The 19,446-nt window shown below is 54.8% G+C and carries 16 protein-coding genes; 6 read left to right on the plus strand and 10 right to left on the minus strand.

Translation table 11 applies throughout. The annotated features are described in order from the left end of the window. Nucleotides 1–10 precede the first annotated feature (10 nt). The 7 genes from IAE27_RS17820 to IAE27_RS17850 form a co-directional block, all read right to left on the minus strand. Nucleotides 11–2,311, minus strand: a complete 2,301-nt coding sequence (locus tag IAE27_RS17820; protein WP_200092753.1) for an FdhF/YdeP family oxidoreductase — start codon at nt 2,309–2,311, stop codon at nt 11–13. Between the two features lie 190 nt (nt 2,312–2,501). Continuing rightward, nucleotides 2,502–3,419 (minus strand): bestrophin family protein, encoded by a 918-nt coding sequence (locus IAE27_RS17825; RefSeq protein WP_200092755.1) that lies wholly within the window; start codon nt 3,417–3,419, stop codon nt 2,502–2,504. A gap of 326 nt (nt 3,420–3,745) precedes the next feature. After that, the gene (locus tag IAE27_RS17830) at nt 3,746–4,651 is read right to left on the minus strand and encodes a cation diffusion facilitator family transporter (protein ID WP_004112917.1); all 906 of its coding nucleotides are present in this window, start codon (nt 4,649–4,651) and stop codon (nt 3,746–3,748) included. Nucleotides 4,652–4,852: 201 nt separating this feature from the next. After that, nucleotides 4,853–5,722, minus strand: a complete 870-nt coding sequence (locus IAE27_RS17835) for an oxygenase MpaB family protein (protein WP_105890267.1) — start codon at nt 5,720–5,722, stop codon at nt 4,853–4,855. A gap of 112 nt (nt 5,723–5,834) precedes the next feature. Beyond that, nucleotides 5,835–6,266 carry an OsmC family protein gene (locus IAE27_RS17840; protein WP_004101962.1) on the minus strand — a complete coding sequence of 144 codons (432 nt, stop codon included), beginning with the start codon at nt 6,264–6,266 and terminating at the stop codon, nt 5,835–5,837. A gap of 80 nt (nt 6,267–6,346) precedes the next feature. After that, the gene (locus IAE27_RS17845; protein ID WP_154022150.1) at nt 6,347–6,826 is read right to left on the minus strand and encodes a GNAT family N-acetyltransferase; all 480 of its coding nucleotides are present in this window, start codon (nt 6,824–6,826) and stop codon (nt 6,347–6,349) included. Continuing rightward, nucleotides 6,826–7,728: a LysR family transcriptional regulator gene (locus tag IAE27_RS17850; RefSeq protein WP_108703795.1), complete on the minus strand. Its 903-nt coding sequence runs from the start codon at nt 7,726–7,728 to the stop codon at nt 6,826–6,828. Before IAE27_RS17850 ends, IAE27_RS17845 begins: the two co-directional genes overlap by 1 nt. Nucleotides 7,729–7,841: 113 nt before the next feature. Here IAE27_RS17850 and IAE27_RS17855 point away from each other — a divergent pair, with 113 nt between their 5' ends. The 3 genes from IAE27_RS17855 (at nt 7,842) to IAE27_RS17865 (ending at nt 11,019) form a co-directional block, all read left to right on the plus strand. Further along, nucleotides 7,842–8,693, plus strand: a complete 852-nt coding sequence (locus IAE27_RS17855) for a Vmh family MBL fold metallo-hydrolase (protein WP_023329672.1) — start codon at nt 7,842–7,844, stop codon at nt 8,691–8,693. Between the two features lie 303 nt (nt 8,694–8,996). Then, nucleotides 8,997–9,137, plus strand: coding sequence for a stationary-phase-induced ribosome-associated protein (gene sra / locus IAE27_RS17860; protein ID WP_004101955.1), 141 nt, complete (start codon nt 8,997–8,999; stop codon nt 9,135–9,137). Between the two features lie 184 nt (nt 9,138–9,321). Then, nucleotides 9,322–11,019: an NAD-dependent malic enzyme gene (locus IAE27_RS17865; protein ID WP_023329671.1), complete on the plus strand. Its 1,698-nt coding sequence runs from the start codon at nt 9,322–9,324 to the stop codon at nt 11,017–11,019. A gap of 61 nt (nt 11,020–11,080) precedes the next feature. Here the strand turns inward: IAE27_RS17865 and IAE27_RS17870 are convergent, their stop codons facing one another. Further along, nucleotides 11,081–11,755: a response regulator gene (locus IAE27_RS17870; RefSeq protein ID WP_023329670.1), complete on the minus strand. Its 675-nt coding sequence runs from the start codon at nt 11,753–11,755 to the stop codon at nt 11,081–11,083. 984 nt (nt 11,756–12,739) lie between these two features. Between IAE27_RS17870 and IAE27_RS17875 the strand changes: the two genes are divergently transcribed. Next, a complete protein-coding gene (locus IAE27_RS17875; RefSeq protein ID WP_154022151.1) occupies nt 12,740–14,452 on the plus strand; it encodes an ABC-F family ATP-binding cassette domain-containing protein in 1,713 nt (570 codons plus the stop codon). Nucleotides 14,453–14,488: 36 nt separating this feature from the next. Here IAE27_RS17875 and IAE27_RS17880 read toward each other — a convergent pair whose 3' ends face one another. Then, complete coding sequence (locus IAE27_RS17880; RefSeq protein WP_004101948.1) at nt 14,489–15,457, minus strand: helix-turn-helix domain-containing GNAT family N-acetyltransferase; 969 nt, start codon at nt 15,455–15,457, stop codon at nt 14,489–14,491. Between the two features lie 198 nt (nt 15,458–15,655). Next, on the minus strand, nt 15,656–16,255 hold the full coding sequence (locus IAE27_RS17885; RefSeq protein ID WP_004101946.1) for an inorganic diphosphatase: 600 nt from the start codon (nt 16,253–16,255) through the stop codon (nt 15,656–15,658). Nucleotides 16,256–16,512: 257 nt separating this feature from the next. On the opposite strand from IAE27_RS17885, the gene adhP reads away from it, so the two are divergent. Both adhP and IAE27_RS17895 read left to right on the plus strand, forming a co-directional pair. Further along, nucleotides 16,513–17,523, plus strand: coding sequence for an alcohol dehydrogenase AdhP (adhP, locus tag IAE27_RS17890; RefSeq protein WP_004101944.1), 1,011 nt, complete (start codon nt 16,513–16,515; stop codon nt 17,521–17,523). 294 nt (nt 17,524–17,817) lie between these two features. Further along, complete coding sequence (locus IAE27_RS17895) at nt 17,818–19,440, plus strand: TIGR04028 family ABC transporter substrate-binding protein (protein WP_064351497.1); 1,623 nt, start codon at nt 17,818–17,820, stop codon at nt 19,438–19,440. The last annotated feature ends 6 nt before the right edge of the window (nt 19,441–19,446 follow it).

A 19,446-nucleotide genomic window follows, 5' to 3' on the forward strand; every position in this document is an offset into this window, starting at 1 on the left:
GCAAAAGGGGTTAGCGAAGCCCTGTCAGCGCGCGAATCTCTTTCGAGCGCAAGGTTAAGCGCACGGGCGCCGATTTATACGATGGCGTTCCACTCTCTTTATCAAGGTAATCCAGAGGAACCAGAACGTTAGCTTCAGGGTAGTAGGCCGCAACGGTGCCCGGGGAGATGTTGTAGGCAACCAGCGTGATATCTTCCAGCCGCTGATGGTGGCCAGGCAGCGCGGAGCGGATATCCACCCGGTCGCCGTGTTCAAATCCCAGCTCAGCCATATCCTGTTCGTTCATAAAGAGCACGTCGCGACGGCCAAACACGCCGCGATAGCGATCGTCCATGGCATAGATGGTGGTGTTGTATTGATCGTGGCTGCGCAGCGTCACCAGGCGCATCACCTCATGCCCTTCTACCTGCTGGTTTTCGTGCACCCCGTCGAAAACGGAGAACATCGCTTTGCCGGTCGGCGTGGGCCAGATACGCTCCGTCGGCGGCAGCGGCATGCGAAAACCGCCGGGATGGCGAATGCGCTGATTGTAGTGGTTAAAGCCGGGGATGGTCTGCTCAATCAGATCGCGGATCCGATCGTAGTCGGCGACCAGCGCCAGCCAGTCAATTTTGCTCTCCGTCAGCGTCGCCATGGCCATCCCGGCAACAATCGCCGGTTCCGAGCGCAGTTCAGGCGAACCGGGTTTCAGTTTGCCCGACGATGCGTGCACCATCGACATCGAATCTTCGACGGTGATCGACTGCCGTCCCGTCTCCTGCAGATCGAGTTCGGTTCGCCCAAGACACGGCAGGATGATGGTCTCTTTCGCCACCAGAAGATGCGAACGATTGAGCTTGGTGCCAATATGCACGCTCAAATCCAGTCCCCGCATCGCCGGAAAAGCCCGTTCGCTATCCGGCATAGCCACCGCGAAGTTACCACCAAGGCAGAGAAGCGCTTTCGATTCACCCTCGATCATCGCCTGCAGCGCTTTTACCGCATCATGACCATGCTCCTGCGGTGGCGTAAAACCAAACACCCGCTGCAGGTTGGCCAGAAACTGGGGGCTCGGCTTTTCCGTGATGCCGACGGTGCGGTTACCCTGCACGTTGGAGTGTCCGCGCAGCGGGCAGATTCCGGCACCCGGCTTACCGATATTGCCGCGCATCAACAGCAGGTCGGCTATCAGGCGGACGTTAGCGGTGCCCTTATTATGCTGGGTAATGCCCATGCCGTAGGTGATAATGGTGGCGTGAGATTTGGCATAGGCCGCCGCTACCCGTTCAAGATCGCCCCGCGTTAAACCCGACTCGCGCTCGATATCCTGCCACTGCGTCGCCTGTAGATCCTGCGCAAAGTCGGTAAAGCCCAGCGTATGCTCATCGATAAACGCCCGATCCAGCACTTTGCCCTGCTCTGCTTCCAGCTGCAGCAGCGCCTTCGCGATGCCCTTAAGCGCCGCCGCGTCGCCTCCCGCTTTGACCTGGAAGTAAGTCGATGCAATGTTGGTTGAGCTGTAGGTCGCCATCTCAATGACGTTCTGCGGATCGGCGAAACGTTCCAGCGCCCGCTCTTTTAGCGGATTGAAGACGATAATCGGCACGCCCCGGCGCGCCAGTTCGTGCAGCGTGCCCATCATGCGCGGATGGTTGGTTCCGGGATTGTGGCCGATAGAAATCACCAGCTCGGTCTTTTCAAAATCATCAAGTGAGACCGTCCCTTTACCGATACCGATGGACTGCGGCAGGCCGACGCTGGTCGACTCATGGCACATATTGGAGCAGTCCGGAAAGTTGTTGGTGCCATATTCGCGGGCGAACAGCTGGAACTGGAAGGCCGCTTCGTTAGAGGCGCGTCCGGAGGTATAGAACTCGACTTCATGAGGCTGCAGCGTCCGGAGAATGGCGCCGATACGGGCAAACGCCGCTTCCCATGAGACAGGACGCAGGGTATCGCTGTCCTTATCATAGGCCAGAGGCTGAGTTAATCGCCCGTAGCCTTCCAGCTCGAAATCACTCCTCGCCAGCAGCGACGTCACAGTGTTAGCCGCGAGAAACTCAGCCGTGACCCGTTTACTGGTGGCTTCCCAGGTCACCGCTTTGGCGCCGTTTTCGCAGAACTGAAACGTCGATTTATGCTCTTTGTCGGGCCAGGCGCAGCCAGGGCAATCAAAACCATCCGGCTGATTGGTCCGCAGCAGCGTGGCGGGAGCATCGAGCGCGTCCATTTGCGTACGCACGGCGATCGCGGTGGCTTTTAAGGCACCCCAGCCGCCCGCCGGACCATCATAGGGATGGACGCCGGGAACGACGCGTCTTCTATTACTCATGTTGACTCCTGATGCGCTTTCGGCGGCGGATTGCAGGTGAAATGCCGCCTGATGTCTTATCACCCGCTATCCGTCAAAATAGCGGGCGTTTTGTTAACGAAAGCATAACAATCAGGGCCATGACTGTATAATCAATGTTATCTATCACGCGTTAGATTTAACTTATTTAACGAATAATAAACACACAAAATCAGGTCAGATTGTAGTGGCGGTCCGGCACCAGTTTCTCCGGTAAGGGATACTGTCCGGTCATATCCAGCAGGTTGCGCTCAATGGTGTTACACATCGCGTTCAGCGGCAAATCGTTAGCGGCGGTACCGAACGGATCTTCCAATTCCTCCGCCAGCGAATCCCACGACAGGAAGGTGTAGGAGATAAACACCGACACGAACGGCGTCATATAGTGAAGATCGCCGACCAGCGCAAACGGCAGCAGCGCGCAGAACAGATACACCGTGCGCTGCAAAATAAGCGTATAGGCAAAGGGCACCGGGGTGCTGGCCAGCCGCTCGCAGCCCCCCAGCGCGTGGCCCAGCTCATCAAGTTTATTGTCCATCAGGCTGAAGGTGATATCGCCAATCTTCCCTTCTTCGCGCAGACGCCCCAGCTCATCACCTGCCAGCAGCAGAATACGGTTGGTCGGCATCGAGCTGGCGAGAATTTCCTTTACGCTGTGCGGCGGCAGCAGACGCGCTAAATCGGCGCTCGGATCCGTCTTACGCAGCTGATGCTTCAGACTCCAGCTAAACGCCACCAGATAGCTCACCAGGCGTTGATGGGCTGCGCTTTCCGTCGGCAGAATATTTTTCAGCTGGCGCACCAGCGTTCTCTGGGCAATCAGCACCGTCCCCCATAAATTGCGCGCTTCAACAAAGCGGTTATATCCGGCGCTATTGCGAAATCCGAGGAAAATAGCGATAGCGATCCCCAGCAGGCTAAACGGCGCGACGGTAAGATGGATCCCCAGCTGCTCATACCATTGATAGCTAATGATGGCGATAATCGACATCATTACGTTAAGCAGCAGGCGAAAAACAATTTTGGACAGCACGGAGCCGTGCCAGTCAAACAAGCGAAGGAACCAGTGTTGTTCTGGCCGGATAATCATTGTATTACTTCCTGAAATTTCGCACGGTTAATATCTCTGTCAAACGGCAAGTTACCTGGACATTGGCTTTCCTCGCACCCCGTTCGCTGACAGAAGTCAGATTCTGGGGACTCCCTGCGCCGCCGTCTTCCTGTAACTTGAATTATTCAGGCTATAGAGCGTTTCTATTAACCGATTGGATTCTTATATTGTTTAAAAACACGACATTGTGTCAGCCGGCTATTTATCAGCGATGAAAGAATAGCCGCTGAATTATGGTCCTTTTTTATTTCGCAGGCAATATTATCCGCAATCCGACATAACCCTCAAAAATCCAGGGGAATAATTTACGCGACAATCGCGGCGCTCTCTGCGCGACACGGGTCAATATGAATCATCATATGCAGAACGTTATGGTGGCTTAGCACCCGGGTCCGCACCAGCAGCGCAATATCGTGCCCCTCCGCTACCGATAAATGCCCGGGTACTTCGACATGCACATCGACCAGGATCAAATCCCCGGCACGACGGGTTTTCAGGTCGTGCAGCGCCACGACGCCGGGCGTTGCCAGGATAGTGGCGATTATTTGCCGCTCGCTATCGCTATCCACTGACCGATCCATCAGGTCATGGAGGGCGTCAGACGAAAAGGTATAGCCCATGCGGGTGACCAGCGCGCCGACAACCAGTGCGGCCACTGGGTCAAACCAGGCGTAACCGGCCAGATTACCGATGATGCCGACCGCAACGACTACTGAAGACGCGGCGTCTGAGCGGGCGTGCCAGGCGTTGGCAATTAGCATAGAGGACTGGATTTGCTTAGCCGCCCTTAGCATATAGCGGAATAAAATCTCTTTGGCGGTCAGCGCGGCGAGCGCCACCCACAGCGCGGTAATATGCACACTCTGAATAGATTCCGGTTGCAGTAGTTTGCCGCAAGCAGACCACAGCATACCCGCGCCAACCAGTAACAGCAGCGCGCCAATCACCAGTGAAGCGCCGTTTTCATAGCGCCGGTGCCCGTAGTGATGGTCGCTATCCGAAGGTTTGCCGCTTTTTTTATTGGCCAACAGCACAACGAAATCGGCCACCAAATCGGAAAGAGAATGAATACCATCGGCGATTAAGCCCTGCGAGCCGGAGAATATCCCGGCCAGTATCTGAAAACTGGATAAAAAGAGATTGACCATCACGCTGACCAGCGTCGTTTTACGCGCAACCTGGGAACGCTGCTTATCGTTACTTATTTTCATTACCGACATTTCCCCGAAGAAAAAGAGCCAGACTACGCGTTCAGGCTTAATTTTTCCTGAATAAGTCGCCGCCATTAAGAGAGTGTTTAATTATTTCTTCTTACCTTAAATATATAAATGAGAATAGTTTGTTTTTAAACAACATAGCCATATCAATAATAGCCATGGCTATATTTTCGCGTATTCAACAAAGGGGCAAAATTAAAACTGATTCATCCGGCGCATTGCGCAATGATACGCGCCGTTGCGCACCGAGGCGCGCAGTATGCGAGCGACGCCGTGAACCGCAAACCGCGCGCTGTGCCGCTGTAGCGTACTCATCGGCAAATTAAGCATCTCCTGTGCCCACGGCGGCAGCAGGTCAATTCCGGCGCGCATCATTATTCGCCCCACCGGCCGGCTCATAAGGCCCGGCAGACGGGTCGACAGCAGAACGTGGGCAACTTCCTGGGTTCGCTCATCGCAGCGCAGCGCCGGCCGCATATCCTGCAGGTAATCAGCAATCTGCCGCGGCGTCTGCGGGATATCCCGCGCCCCGAGGCGACGGGCAACTTCGGCCGCTTCCTCATAGTATTGCTCCTGACGCGCGGCGCTGACCACGGTCCGCTTGTAGCGCAGATGCGAGGCCATAAAGCTGCTGCATTCGGCGACGTGTACCCAGGTCAGCAAGTGTGGATCGCTGGCCTGATAGGGCGTGCCGTCTTTGTCCTGGCCGCCTACCCGCAGATGGATCTCCTGTACTTTTGCAATCAACCGTTCGGCATCGGCGGTGGTGCCAAAGGTGGTGGCGGAAATAAACTGGCTGGTGCGGCGCAGGCGGCCAAAGATATCTTCACGGAAATTTGAGTGATCCCAGACGCCCGCCAGGGCCAGCGGATGCAGCATTTGTAACAACAGCGCGCTGACCCCACCGCAGAGCATGGAAGTGAAATCGCCGTGAACCTGCCAGATAGCCGACTGCGGCCCAAAAAGCCCCGGTTCGCCTTTGGGATGTTCAAAATCGATCTCTTTTAGCGCCATGCCGGTTAAGCCCAGAACCTGAGCTTCAATTGTTCCGCGTATGCTGATCATGACCCACCTGCTCTCATTCGTGAGCGAGAAAGATAACATTAATCAACGGCGGGGGCATTGGCCTGAAACGGCTTTGAAGGAGAGCGCCCGCCGGAGGCGGGCACCCGAGAGGTCAGGAATTGAGCTGATAATCGAGGGTTATCTCAGCATTCAACACCTGAGAAACCGGACAACCGGCTTTTGCTTTCTGAATAATGCTGTCAAACGCATCGGCCTCAATGCCTGGCAGCACGATTTTGCTCTGTAGCGCGATCTGGGTAATGGCGAAACCGCCGCCGGATTTATCCAGCGTTACCACTGCCACGGTATCAATGGAGGTCGCGGTGTAGCCCTCTTCGCTCAGCATCAGCGATAGCGCCATGGAAAAACAGGCGGCATGTGCGGCGCCGATAAGCTCTTCCGGGTTAGTCCCCTTCACACCCTCAAACCGGGTGTTAAAACCATAAGGCTGCTGGTTCAGCGCGCCGCTCTCGGTAGAGACGGTTCCTTTACCGCTTTTTAGATCCCCTTCCCAATGCGCCTGACCTTTCTTATGGATTGCCATGATATCGCTCCTTTTGTGACATGAAAGGGTTAAGTATAGAACTCCCTTACGCATTTGGGCGGCACGCGGCGATTTTAGGATCAATCCGCAGCGATATTTTTACTCATATTGATGCCGGTAACGCGAAATCCGGTGACTTCATAGAGTCGGCGAGCGCGCGGATTATCGCTGGCGACGCGCAGTTTTATTTGGCGGATACCCAGGTTTTTTAATTCATGCTCAAAAGCCGCCATCGCTTGTTTACCCAATCCCTGCCCCTGCAAGGACGGAAAAATATAAAAATCACAGATAAAGGCGGAGCGTATTTCTGCGTCAGGCTTATACCAGAGATAGCCAACCCGCTTTTCTGTACCGTCAATTTCATCGAATAAGCAGCGTAAAGCCTGGCCGTGAGTATTGACGCCATCGGGCAGATCCTCGGCAATTTCGCGCTGCGCCTGGGCCAATGCCGCCTCCGGAGAAAGCGCGTAATTGGTCGCGATCTCCGCCGCATAATCGGCAATAAAATAGTTCAGGTACGCGGCGTACTCTTCATCGCGCATTGGGCGAATAACAATCATCACAAGGGTCCTTTTATATCGTTAGGTTGCGCCAGTTTTTGCTGAATCTCTTCAAGAAACAGCGGCAGCGCGCTCGGCTGGTAGTCCCGCGAGAGATAAATCCCATACACGTTTAAGGCTTTTGGCCGCCAGGTCGGTAAAACCTGTTTCAGCGCCCCGCTGTTGAGCGCCCGCTGCGCCTCCAGCTGCGGCAGCATTGCGATGCCGCAGCCGGCTACCGCCGCCTCCATCAGCAGCGAGGAGATCCCGGCGCTAAGGTTGCCGGAAACCGCCACCGCCACGCTTTCGCCGCTGGGGTCGCTAAACTGCCAGGTCTGACTGGCAAAATGGCTGTAATGCAGGCAGTTGTGGCGAGTGAGATCGTCCGGCGTTTGCAGCGGCCCATTCTGCTGTAGCCAGCGCGGCGACGCGCACAGCACCGAACGGCAAACGCCGAGACGGCGGGCGATAGCTCCCGGCTCCGGATTGTCGGTGATCCGAATCGCCACGTCGATCCTTTCGCCTATCAGGCTTACCGGATGATTGTTGATATCCAGCTCAAGACGCAGCTGCGGATAGCGGGCGAGAAAATCGGGCAAAAGCGGAGAAATCAGCTGCATCGCGGTAAAATGAGCGCAGGCTACGCGCAGCGTTCCGCTGGGGATCGCTCGTTCACTCTGCCCGGCGATCTCATCCGACAGCTGCGTCAGGGTGCGCGTTTTTTGCAGTACCTTTTCCCCCGCAGCCGTGAGCGTCAGCTTGCGGGTAGAGCGATGAACCAGTCGGGTGCCAGCCCACTGCTCCATCTGTTCCAGATAGCGGCTCACCATCGGCCGCGACATCCCCAGCGCCCGCGCGGCGGCGCTTAAGCTTCCCAGCTCACAAATACGCATATAGACCTGCGCGGCAATGACTCGATCCATAACTTGATTCCATCTGCACGTTTTATGAAACTCAGCATCTCTTTTTTCAGTAATTTTCGCAAATCAGGAAATCCGTAAAATAGCGCTTATTCACCTGACGAAGAGAAACGATCATGAAATTATCTGCCCTTGCCATCGCCACTACGCTGTTCAGCGCTTCAGTTCTGGCAGCCCCTTTAACGTTGCAAACCTATAACCCGCAGGAGAACGGTATTTTCGCGGTTAACTCCACCCTCGCCTCCGGCCCGCATGAAGCGGTGTTGTTTGACGCTCAGTTCAGCGTGAAGGATGGCGAGAAGCTGGTTGAAATGATTCAGAAAAGCGGTAAAAAACTGACCCGCATCGTGATTACTTCCGGCGATCCGGATTTCTATTTTGGCCTGCAGCCGCTGGTCAAAACGTTCCCGGAAGCCAAAGTGGTGGCAACCGCAGAAGTGGTTAAACACATTAACGCCACCAAGCAGGCCAAACTGGCGTACTGGGGCCCGCAGATGAAGGACGGCGCGCCGACCCTGGTTTATGTCCCGCAGGAGCTGACGGCTAATACCTTCACTATCGACGGCGAAAAGGTTGAGATCCGCCAGCCGCAAAATTATGCCGCCTATGTGTGGATCCCGGCGAATAAAGCCATTCTTGGCGGTACCGGCGTGGCGTGGGGTATGCACGTCTGGACGGCGGACACTCAGAGCGTCGAAAGCCGTCAGCAGTGGATAAATACGCTCGACGAGATGGCCGCGTTGCATCCGCAGCAGGTGATCCCCGGCCATTATCTCGGCACGCCGCCAGCCGGTGACCGGGCGATTACTTTTACTCGCGATTATTTGACCCAGTTTGAGCAGGCGCTCAAAGAGCATAAAGATTCCGCTGGCGTCATTAAGGCGATGAAACAGCGCTGGCCGGGGCTCGCGGAAGAGAGTTCGCTGGAGCTGAGCGCCAAAGTGAATACCGGCGAAATGAAGTGGTAAGTCTGGGTATTACGCGGGGATTTCTGCCTGGTGAAGGTTAATGCTATATCCAGGGGGTAAACCCGCCACCCGCCCGTCGGCCCGGAAAGGCGAACGCCTTACCGGGCACGATCCGCAGAAGCAGAGTGACCCCGGACCACTCTGAAAATGAAGCTGATTGTGCCGTCTCAATGTTGCTAATCCCGGCAAAATGGGCCACGCTAATGATCGCCGCGTGAAAAATAAGCGGCGTATTGAGGGTTAAATTTCGTCCGACAGTCGTCGGGCTTGTCCTTGAAACCGACACAGGATAAAGGAGTAAGAATGAAATCGAACCAACAGGCACGTCATCTTCTTGGTCTGAACTACAAACTTTCTCAGCAGAAAAAGGTCCTGCTGGAAGGCGATGCGGAAACCACGGTTAACCATGTTCGCGCCACCGGCCGCAAGCGCCGCGGTGGCTAATCTTTCAGCTAAGTGATGATAAAAACACCGTCCTTTCTCCAGGATGGTGTTTTTTTAAGACTATCCCCCTCATGTTTACCCTCCTTTGATGTCTTCTGCTTTATACTCTGCCCGCTGCCATTCCCTGCCAGCCCCCCGCCTGTCGCCGCGCCCGGGCTGAAGCGATTATCAAGGAGTTAGTGCGATGCAATTCATTCATAAGAAAAACCGCTCTCTTTACATCCCTTACGCCGGCCCCGTGCTGCTTGAATTTCCGCTGCTCAATAAGGGCAGCGCCTTCAGCATGGAAGAGCGCAGCAGCTTTAATCTGCTGGGCCTGCTGCCGGAAGTGGTCGAAACCATCGAAGAGCAGGCCGAACGCGCGTGGATCCAATACCAGGGATTTAAAACCGAGATCGACAAGCACATTTACCTGCGCAACATTCAGGATACCAACGAAACCCTGTTCTACCGTCTGGTCGGCAACCACCTCGATGAAATGATGCCGGTCATCTATACCCCGACCGTCGGCGCCGCCTGTGAGCGCTTCTCTGAGATCTATCGTCGCGCCCGCGGCGTGTTTATCTCTTACCAGAACCGCAATAATCTCGACGATATTCTGCAAAACGTACCGAACCATAACGTCAAGGTTATCGTGATGACCGATGGCGAACGTATTCTCGGCCTCGGCGACCAGGGCATCGGCGGAATGGGCATTCCTATCGGCAAACTGTCGCTGTATACCACCTGCGGGGGGATCAGCCCGGCCTACACCCTGCCGGTCGTTCTTGACGTGGGCACCAATAATCAGCAACTACTCGACGATCCGTTATACATGGGCTGGCGCCACCCGCGCATTACCGACGATGAGTATTACCAGTTTGTTGACGATGTTATTCAGGCGATTAAAGCCCGCTGGCCGGATGTGCTGCTGCAGTTCGAAGACTTCGCGCAGAAAAACGCTATGCCGCTGCTTAACCGCTATCGCCACGAAATCTGCTCCTTCAACGATGATATCCAGGGCACCGCCTCGGTCACCGTCGGTACGCTGATTGCCGCCAGCCGCGGCGCGGGCAGTCAGCTGAGCGAGCAGAAAATTGTCTTCCTCGGCGCCGGTTCCGCAGGCTGCGGTATCGCGGAGCAGATCGTCGCCCAGATCCAGCGCGAAGGGTTAAGCGAAGAAGAAGCCCGCAAACGCGTATTTATGGTTGACCGTTTCGGTCTGCTCACGGATGCGATGCCAAATCTTCTGCCGTTCCAGAGCAAACTGGTGCAGAAACGCGAACACCTGCAAGAGTGGGACACCACCAGTGACGTGCTGTCGCTGCTTGACGTGGTGCGAAATGTAAAACCGGATATCCTGATCGGCGTCTCCGGGCAGCCTGGGCTGTTCACCGAAGAGATTATCCGCGAGATGCATAAGCATTGCCCACGACCAATCGTGATGCCGCTGTCAAACCCGACCTCAAGGGTGGAAGCCACACCGCAAAATATCCTCAGTTGGACCGACGGAGAAGCGCTGGTCGCTACCGGCAGTCCGTTCGCTCCGGTAACGCTCAAAGGCAAGCAGTACGTCATCGCCCAGTGTAACAACTCCTATATCTTCCCGGGGATCGGCCTTGGGGTTATCGCTTCAGGCGCTTCGCGCGTGACCGATGAGATGCTGATGGCCGCCAGCGAAACGCTGGCGAAACATTCGCCGCTGGTGAATAACGGTGAAGGTCCGGTTCTGCCGGAGCTGAAAGATATCCAGAGCGTTTCGCGCGCTATCGCTTTTGCGGTGGGTAAAATTGCCCAGGAGCAAGGCGTGGCGGTGAAAACCTCCGCCGAAGCGCTGCTGCAGGCGATCGCCGATAACTTCTGGCAGCCGGAATATCGCAACTATCGCCGGACGTCAATATAACCACTAGCGTAACCGGGAGCGTTAATGCTCCTGGTTACCTGGGAAATAATTCTCTGGTTCGCTATTTTTTGATATCAAATCTATAGCCCTGCCGGCGAATCGTCACGATGGACTCAGATGAATAACACGCCCGAATCTTTTTACGTATCCGCCCAATAAGGACCATTAGTGAACTGCTGCAATATAGCTCACCTTCTGCATACAGCTGGCGCATAAGATCATCCTTGCTGGTAACTTTACCGCAGTTGCGGATTAATGTTTCCATAATAATATATTCAAAAGCGGTCAGATTTAAAGTAACACCATTTACCGACAATTCCCGACGCGAAAGATTTAGCAGAAATGGCGGTATTGAGATTAATTCTGATGACAATCCATAGTTGCGGCGAAAAAGCGCATTGATACGCGCAACCATAATATCAATATGAAATGGCTTACGGATGTGGTTGTCCGCACCGGCGTTGAGGGCGTTAACGCAATCCTGCCAGCACTCGCCTGTGCTCATAACCAATATCGGTACAGAAACCCCCTGGCCGCGCCAGTCGCGGATCAGAGCCAGACCCGCTTCATTTGTCGCGTCCAGATCAATAATTGCGATGTCAGGCGGATACTCTACGATATAGTAATTCGCTTCCTTGACGTTTTGTGCATCATCGACGATATGCCCTTGCTGCGTTAGCTGTACTTTCAAATGATGACGCAGCAGAGCCTTATCCGCAAAGACAAGTATGCGCATCTCCCCCCCCTATTTCGATAGTAATTAACAGGCGTGACCTTTTTATTTTTTAATAACTATATTGTGCGGCTGTTGCTGTACGTTAAGTAGCATGCGGCATTAAAAACGCTAATAAATAGTTTTTAGCGGTGATAATTAAATTTTTCATAAACCCGGCTCACGGCGAATAAAAATCCAAAGCGCTTTATAAGGATATAAAGCACCAGACAATTGATATAGTTATCTCAGGAAACGGCCTGGCTAACGTTTATTGAGGATAATCAGTCCTGCTGTCAGATTATCTCGCCAGGCTTATACAGACGAAACAAATATTAAACCACATGCCGTGGCTTATTCAACGTTAGCTATTGATGATCAAAATCTAAGCAAACAGATTTATTTAGCAGCATGAAAACAGTGAGCCCGGTTTTTAAAGTATATAAAACCGATAATCATTTTATCTGAAGCATAAATAGCTATAAGTATGACAAATAATTGATTTTGAACCATTACAGTTTGCAGAAAAATAATGATATATATCAATTGGTAGCGGAAATATTCTTCTTTTCTGTCGAATCGATTATGAAATGAGCGAGATTACGTAAGTTATATTGATTTCATGAATAATTCTTCTGCGTTATCGCTTTTGCGTTGCGCCAAAGCAGCGCTGCTAAGCCTGATAGGGTTCAAGCGCCCAGGATGTTAGTGGCAAAAGCGTGCCCGGCGTAAACGGATCGCTAGCCAAAACGGATTTCACCCATTACACTGCCTGCACCTATCAACTTACTGAATAAAAAAAGGAGGATCCCATGTCGTACCGTGAAATGTTTTTTTCACGTGCATTTGGCGATCGCACCTGCTCAAGCGTTATCGGTATCGTGCTGCGATAACTTCAGCTTGAGCGAAGAAACCAAAGACTGAATCCCTTCCCTCGGGCTTACCGGGTTATCGTCAGCGATGTTTGACGAGGCATAAACATGCCTGTAACTCTTGAGTAAGTTCACCATGAGTACATTACTAACTGCACAATCTCTCCATGTTGATACGGCGTTTGGCCCGCTGTTCACAAACCTCTCCTTTACCCTCAAAAAAGGCGACCGCATTGGCCTGATTGGCTATAACGGCTGCGGAAAAAGTACCCTGCTTAGAGTGCTGGACGGCACGATGATTCCGAATGGGGGCAGCGTGGCGCTGGCCAGCCACTGCCTGATGGCGCGGGTGGAACAGCATCTACCCGATACGCTGTTAGCGCAACCTCTGCTACAGGTGGTCCTGGAAAAACTTCCCGCCCTTGAGCGAGAGAACCAGCGCTGGCAAGCGGAACGGCTGCTGGCGGAGATGGGCTTTACGTCCGATGAAGCCCGGCTGCGGGCGTCAACCCTGAGCGGCGGTCAGCATACCCGGCTGCTGCTTGCCAGGGCGCTGATTCAGCAACCGGATCTCCTGCTGTTGGACGAACCGGGAAACCACCTCGACCTGCCGACCCTCCTGTGGCTGGAAAGCTTCTTGCAAACCTGGCAGGGGAGTTTCGTTCTGGTGTCTCATGACAACATCTTACTGGATGCTGTAACTAATGCGAGTTGGATCCTGCGCGACAAAACCCTGCATGCCTTCTCCCTGCCCTGCAGCGCTGCCCGTCAGGCGCTGGATGAGCGAGATGCCAGCGATGCGCTGCGCCATAAAGCCGAGCAAAAAGAGATTGACCGGGTCGCCGCCAGCGCCAAACGACTGGCTATCTGGGGGCGCACCTATGACAACGAAGATCTCTCGCGTAAAGCTAAGCAGATGGAAAAGCAGGTTCAGCGCCTGAAGGAGAGCCAAACCGATCTCACCGCCGGAACACCCTGGCGGCTAACGCTGCGCGGCGACATGCTGCGGGCAGACAGGCTGCTGGAGATGGATCAGCTTCCCGTCCCGCCCGCGCCGGGTCTGCCGGTCCTGTTTACTGCGGGTCTGGCTCGTCTGAAAAGCGGCGATCGGGTCGCGGTAATGGGCCGTAACGGCGGCGGGAAATCCTCCCTGCTGCGTCTACTGTGGCGACATATGCAGCAGGAATCAGCGGAGGACGGCTTACGCCTGCACCCGCGGCTGAAACCGGGTTATTACGATCAGACCCTGCATCAGCTTGCGGATGACAACACGCTTCTCGACGCGCTGGAGCCTTTTGAGCCGGCGGCGGACGCGCGCAAGCGGGCGCTGATCTCAGCCGGATTTAGCTGGGCTCGTCACGGGCAAAAGGTCGCCACCTTAAGCGGCGGCGAGCGTTCGCGTCTGCTATTTGTCGGCCTGTCTCTGGCCTGCTATAGCCTGCTGCTTCTGGATGAGCCAACCAACCATCTGGATATGGACGGCAAAACAGCGCTGGCGAGAACGTTGTGCGACTACCCAGGCGGACTGCTGCTGGTGAGCCACGACCGCGAACTCATTAACCATAGCTGCAATCGCTTCTGGCTTATTGACGAGCGCGGGCTGAGCGAATGGCACAGCGCCGAAGAGGTGTATGAGGTTTTACGCACTGCCGTTCGTTGTCCGGCCCCGGAGGTCGTGACGGAGAACCGCCGCGAAGCGGAGGAAGACCATGATACGCTGCTGGAACGGTTAGTGTCGCTTGAGCAACTGCTGGCCGACGATCTGGCCCGTAAACCAAAACATCAAAAACCGCAGCTGCAGGCGCAGTGGCGTAAGGAGATAGCCACCCTCAACGCTTTGCTAAGCTAAATGTTGTTCCCCGGCGCAGCCCGCTACGCCGGGGTTTTACTTAGTATGAGTCGCCGGTCGCGGTTTGATTCGACTAAACTGCTGCTCGGTCATCGTCCTGCCCCACTGTTCGCCCTGCCACTCTTTATCCAGCGTGAAACTAAAGGATTCATACAGCCTGCGGGCGGCGTGCAGGCCGCTGAAGGTCCATAGCTGTACTGATGCAAAGTCCCGGCTATCGCAAAAAGCCATGGCTTCGCTCAGCAGGCGCCGACCAATGCCGCTACCCCGGCAGCTATCGTCGAGAATAAACCAGCGCAGATGCGCCTGGTTATTCCCCAGATCCTCGCCGTCAATCGCTACCGATCCGACAATTTGCTCGCCCTGAACGGCCAGCCAAACACGGTTGCACGGTTTATCGAGACGAGCTGAAAATTCCGCCAGCCCGCTGGCGACTTTACTCTCGAAAAAAGCACCAAACTGATAATGTTTTGCATAATACTCGCCGTGCATTTGCGCTATGCGGCCAATCATTCCAGGCCGATAGCCGGTAGCGATATCAATCGTCTTTTTCGAGCCTGTAGCCTCGACGTCGCGGCATTTTTCCAACGCCCAGGCCCAGGTTGTGAGGCCCTGAGCGACGCACTGTCTTTGCGCATCGCTCAGGTGTTCCAGCGCATCCACTACCCGCATAGCGCCGTAGGCGTTAATTTTTTTGACCGTCGCCGCACCTTGCGCCGTTAACGCAAGCTGCTTAATCCGCCCGTCGCGGGAGGACGTTTTTTCCCGGAGTTCCCCGGCGGCAAGCAGACGGGAAAGCATCCTGCTGACGCTAGACTTTTCCAGCCCCAGGATCTGCACCAGCTGAGCGGCCGTCATCGCGCCGCGTAGAGAAATTTCCACAAGCGTATGTACCGCCGAAGGTGAGTACGCCGTAGCGGCCAGCGTGGTGCTCATAAAGCCCAGTTCACGCACCATCAGGCGGGAAGCGGTACGAATTTCATCAACAAGCGCGGGTGAGTTCATCTGAGGTCAGCTCTGTCAGAAATAGTTGCATGATACAACCATTTTCTGCTGCGTGCTGTCAAGCCGCCGTGTTGCCTCCTCCCTGAACTGGCCTCAGCTGAACGGGGTGAATACTTGCACTTTACTCGCGCGTGAAACCATGCCGATACCCATCTTACGGGGAAAAAAGAGGCCTGCCGGCTTTACCCGCTTTTGTACTTATTGCGGATTTTTCTCTTTCCACGCTTCCCATGCCGCTTTGATTTCCTGTTTCGCGGCGGCGGCATCGTTAAAGCCGTCCAGCTCGACTTTTTTGCGTCCGTCCGGCAGCTGTTTGTAAACCCGGAAGAAAGCCTGCAGACGCTCCTGCTCAATTTTCGGCAGATCGCTGATGTTAATCACGTCATCGTAGGTTGGGTCGATTTTACTTGCCGGAACGGCAATGATTTTGTCGTCCTTCTCGCCGCCATCAATCATCTTCAGCACGCCAATCGCGCGCAGCTTAATCAGCGTTCCCGGGGCCATCGGCGCGCGGGTATAAAACACCACGTCCAGCGGATCGCCATCCCCTGCCAGCGATTGAGTGAGCGAGCCGTAGTTAGCCGGATAGGCCACCGGCATCGACTGGAAACGATCGGCGATCAGAAAGCCGGTTTTGGCGTCCGTTTCGTATTTGATAATGCCGCCTGCCGGGATTTCGGTTACGGCGTAAAACTCTTCAGGGTTGTTGTTCGGCTGCGGAAAATCCAGCACGTTTTGCGCCTCAACGGCGGTAGAAAGCAGAAGGCCTGCGGCCAGGAGGGTTTTCGCCAGATGCATTGTCATATCGCTCTACGTTAATAAGAAATTGAAAAACAGAACGATAGAGATCGCGGATGAAAATTTCATGACATGCAAGTGACATAAATATGACGCGCAGAAACATAAGAAAAACTGTTCGAAAAACAAACAAAAGGAACCTTTAACCAGCATAAAAATCTATTATTACCTTGATTTATTGGCAATTTAAGCTATTGGTTAACATGCGTAAAAACAAATATTGTGTTAATACGCTTATGTTTAATAAGGAGAACAGAATGAAAGCTGCCGTCGTCACGCAAGATCATCAGGTCAATGTTACGGAAAAAACACTTCGCCCATTACAGCACGGCGAAGCCCTTTTAAAAATGGACTGCTGCGGCGTCTGCCATACCGACCTGCACGTTAAGAACGGCGATTTCGGCGATAAAACCGGCGTCATTCTGGGCCATGAAGGCGTGGGCGTGGTGCAGCAGGTCGGCCCTGGCGTGCACTCGCTCAAGCCGGGCGATCGCGCCAGCGTCGCATGGTTCTTCGAAGGCTGCGGTCACTGTGAATATTGTAACAGCGGTAACGAAACGCTGTGCCGTTCGGTAAAAAATGCGGGCTACACCGTTGATGGCGGGATGGCCGAAGAGTGTATCGTCATTGCCGATTACGCGGTCAAAGTGCCGGATGGTCTTGATTCTGCGGCAGCCAGCAGCATCACCTGCGCAGGGGTCACCACCTATAAAGCGGTAAAAGTTTCCCATATCAAACCCGGCCAGTGGATCGCCATTTATGGCCTCGGCGGGTTGGGTAACCTGGCCCTGCAATATGCGAAAAACGTTTTTAACGCCAAGGTCATCGCCCTTGACGTTAATGATGAACAGCTGAAACTGGCCGCAGAAATGGGCGCAGATCTGACCATCAATTCCCGCAGCGAAGACGCGGCCAAAATTATCCACGAGAAAACCGGCGGCGCCCATGCCGCAGTCGTGACGGCGGTCGCCAAAGCGGCGTTTAACTCTGCGGTGGATGCGGTTCGCGCCGGCGGACGCGTGGTGGCCGTCGGCCTGCCTCCGGAAGCCATGAGCCTGGATATTCCGCGCCTGGTACTGGACGGTATCGAGGTGGTTGGTTCTCTGGTGGGTACGCGCCAGGATCTGGCCGAAGCCTTCCAGTTTGCCGCCGAGGGTAAGGTGGTACCGAAGGTCACCCTGCGCCCGCTGGGTGATATCAACGCCATCTTTAAGGAGATGGAACAGGGACAAATTCGCGGTCGTATGGTGATTGATTTCCGCCGTTAATTTTCTCGCCTCTCTCGCTACGGGAGAGGTTTCATTTATCCCCTTATGCACGTAGCTCTGCTGCGCATATTTACATGATGCCCGGCAGAAATCCTTTCTTACGCTCATCATCGTTCAGCCGATAAATATCGAACCGGCTACCACCTTCATTAACAACGCTCTCCCCGCTATGCGCAGCCTGTGGTATGCAGGATATAAATGCTTTTTACGCAAATGCTTAGCGCAAATCCTTACTTCCTTTGTTAAAACGCGCGCCCGATGATGACTAAACAAGAGATAACAAAGGAATTCACCATGCACATCCGTTTTCGCCTGCCCGCGCTGGCGGCGCTATTTTTAACCGGCGCGTTTTCCGCCTGGGCCGCCGACGCCCCGGTTAAAGGCGGTACGTTAATCTATCTGGAGCAGCAGCCGCATACTAATCTTTACCCACCGGCCGGTGGCTTCTACCCCAACGGCGGCATTCTTAATCAAATAACCGATAAGCTCACCTGGCAGAACCCGAAAACGCTGCAGGTGGAGCCGTGGATCGCCGAAAGCTGGAGCGCCAACGCGGATAAAACCGAATATACCTTTAAGCTTCGCCCCGGGGTGACCTTCTCAGATGGCACCCCGCTTGACGCCAGGGCGGTCGCCAAAAACTTTGATACCTACGGCCTCGGTGATAAAGCGCACCGCCTGCCGGTGTCTGAGGTCATTAATAACTACGATCGCAGCGAAGTCATCGATCCGCTGACGGTAAAGTTCTACTTTAAAAAGCCCTCGCCGGGATTTCTGCAGGGCACCGCCACCATCGGCTCCGGTCTGGTATCCCTCAGTACCCTGGCGCGTAATTTTGAAGAGCTGGGCGATGCCCGCCATATTATTGGCTCCGGACCTTTTACGGTAAAAGATGAAAAGCCGGGGCGCGAACTCACTCTGGTCGCGCGCAAAGATTATCAATGGGGACCGAAAAATCTCGCCCAGCAGGGGCCAGCTAATCTCGATGGCATCACTTACATCGTTACCCCTGAAGATGGCGTGCGCATTGGCGCTCTGCTGGCGGGCCAGGCTGACTTTATCCGTCAGGTACAGGCCTACGATGAAAAGCAGGCCACCGGGCAGGGCTTTAAAATTTATGCTGCCCCCACGCGCGGCGTTAACGATAGCCTGAGCTTCCGGCCGGATAATCCGCTGGTTGCCGACCTGCGCGTTCGTCAGGCGCTGCTGCACGCCACCGACGCCAGGCAGATAGTCGAAACGCTGTTCTCCGCCAACTATCCGCAGGCGACCTCCGTCGTCGCCAGTACCGCCGCCGGGTACGTTAACCTCAGCGACAAGCTGGCTTTCGATCCGGCCAAAGCGAAACAACTGCTTGATGATGCGGGCTGGAAACCGGCTGCCGATGGTATTAGGGTCAAAGATGGCCAGCGGCTGGCCTTAACCGTCTATGAATCTCTGCCGCAACCGCAAAATAAAGAAGTTTTGCAGCTTGTCGCTCAGCAGTGGCGTCAGGTCGGCGTCGCGCTGGCGGTCAAAGCCGGCGATGCCGGCAGCCGTACGCTGGATAACCTCGATCCGCTGAAAACGCCGCTCACCGTGTCGGAAGTGGGCCGCGCCGACCCCGACGTGGTGAAAAGCATGTTTTTCCCCACTAACCGCGACGCGCTACTGCAAAAAGGCGGCTCCAGCGACAAAGTACAGGGCTTCCGCGACGATAAGCTCAACGCATTGCTGAGCGCGATTTCAGCCGAAGTTGAACCGCAAAAACGGCTCCAGCTCACCGGCGATGCCCAACGCTATCTGCTGGATAATGCCTACGTGATCCCGATATTTGAAGAACCGCAGGTCTTCGCCGGCGCCCCGTGGGTGAAAGGCGTCAGTTTTGAAGCGGTAGGCCGCCCGTCGTTCTATGGCGCGTGGCTGGAAAAGCACTGAGGAGCC

Origin of the sequence: Klebsiella sp. S69, assembly GCF_016516145.1 — a bacterium.
GTDB lineage: Bacteria > Pseudomonadota > Gammaproteobacteria > Enterobacterales > Enterobacteriaceae > Klebsiella > Klebsiella oxytoca.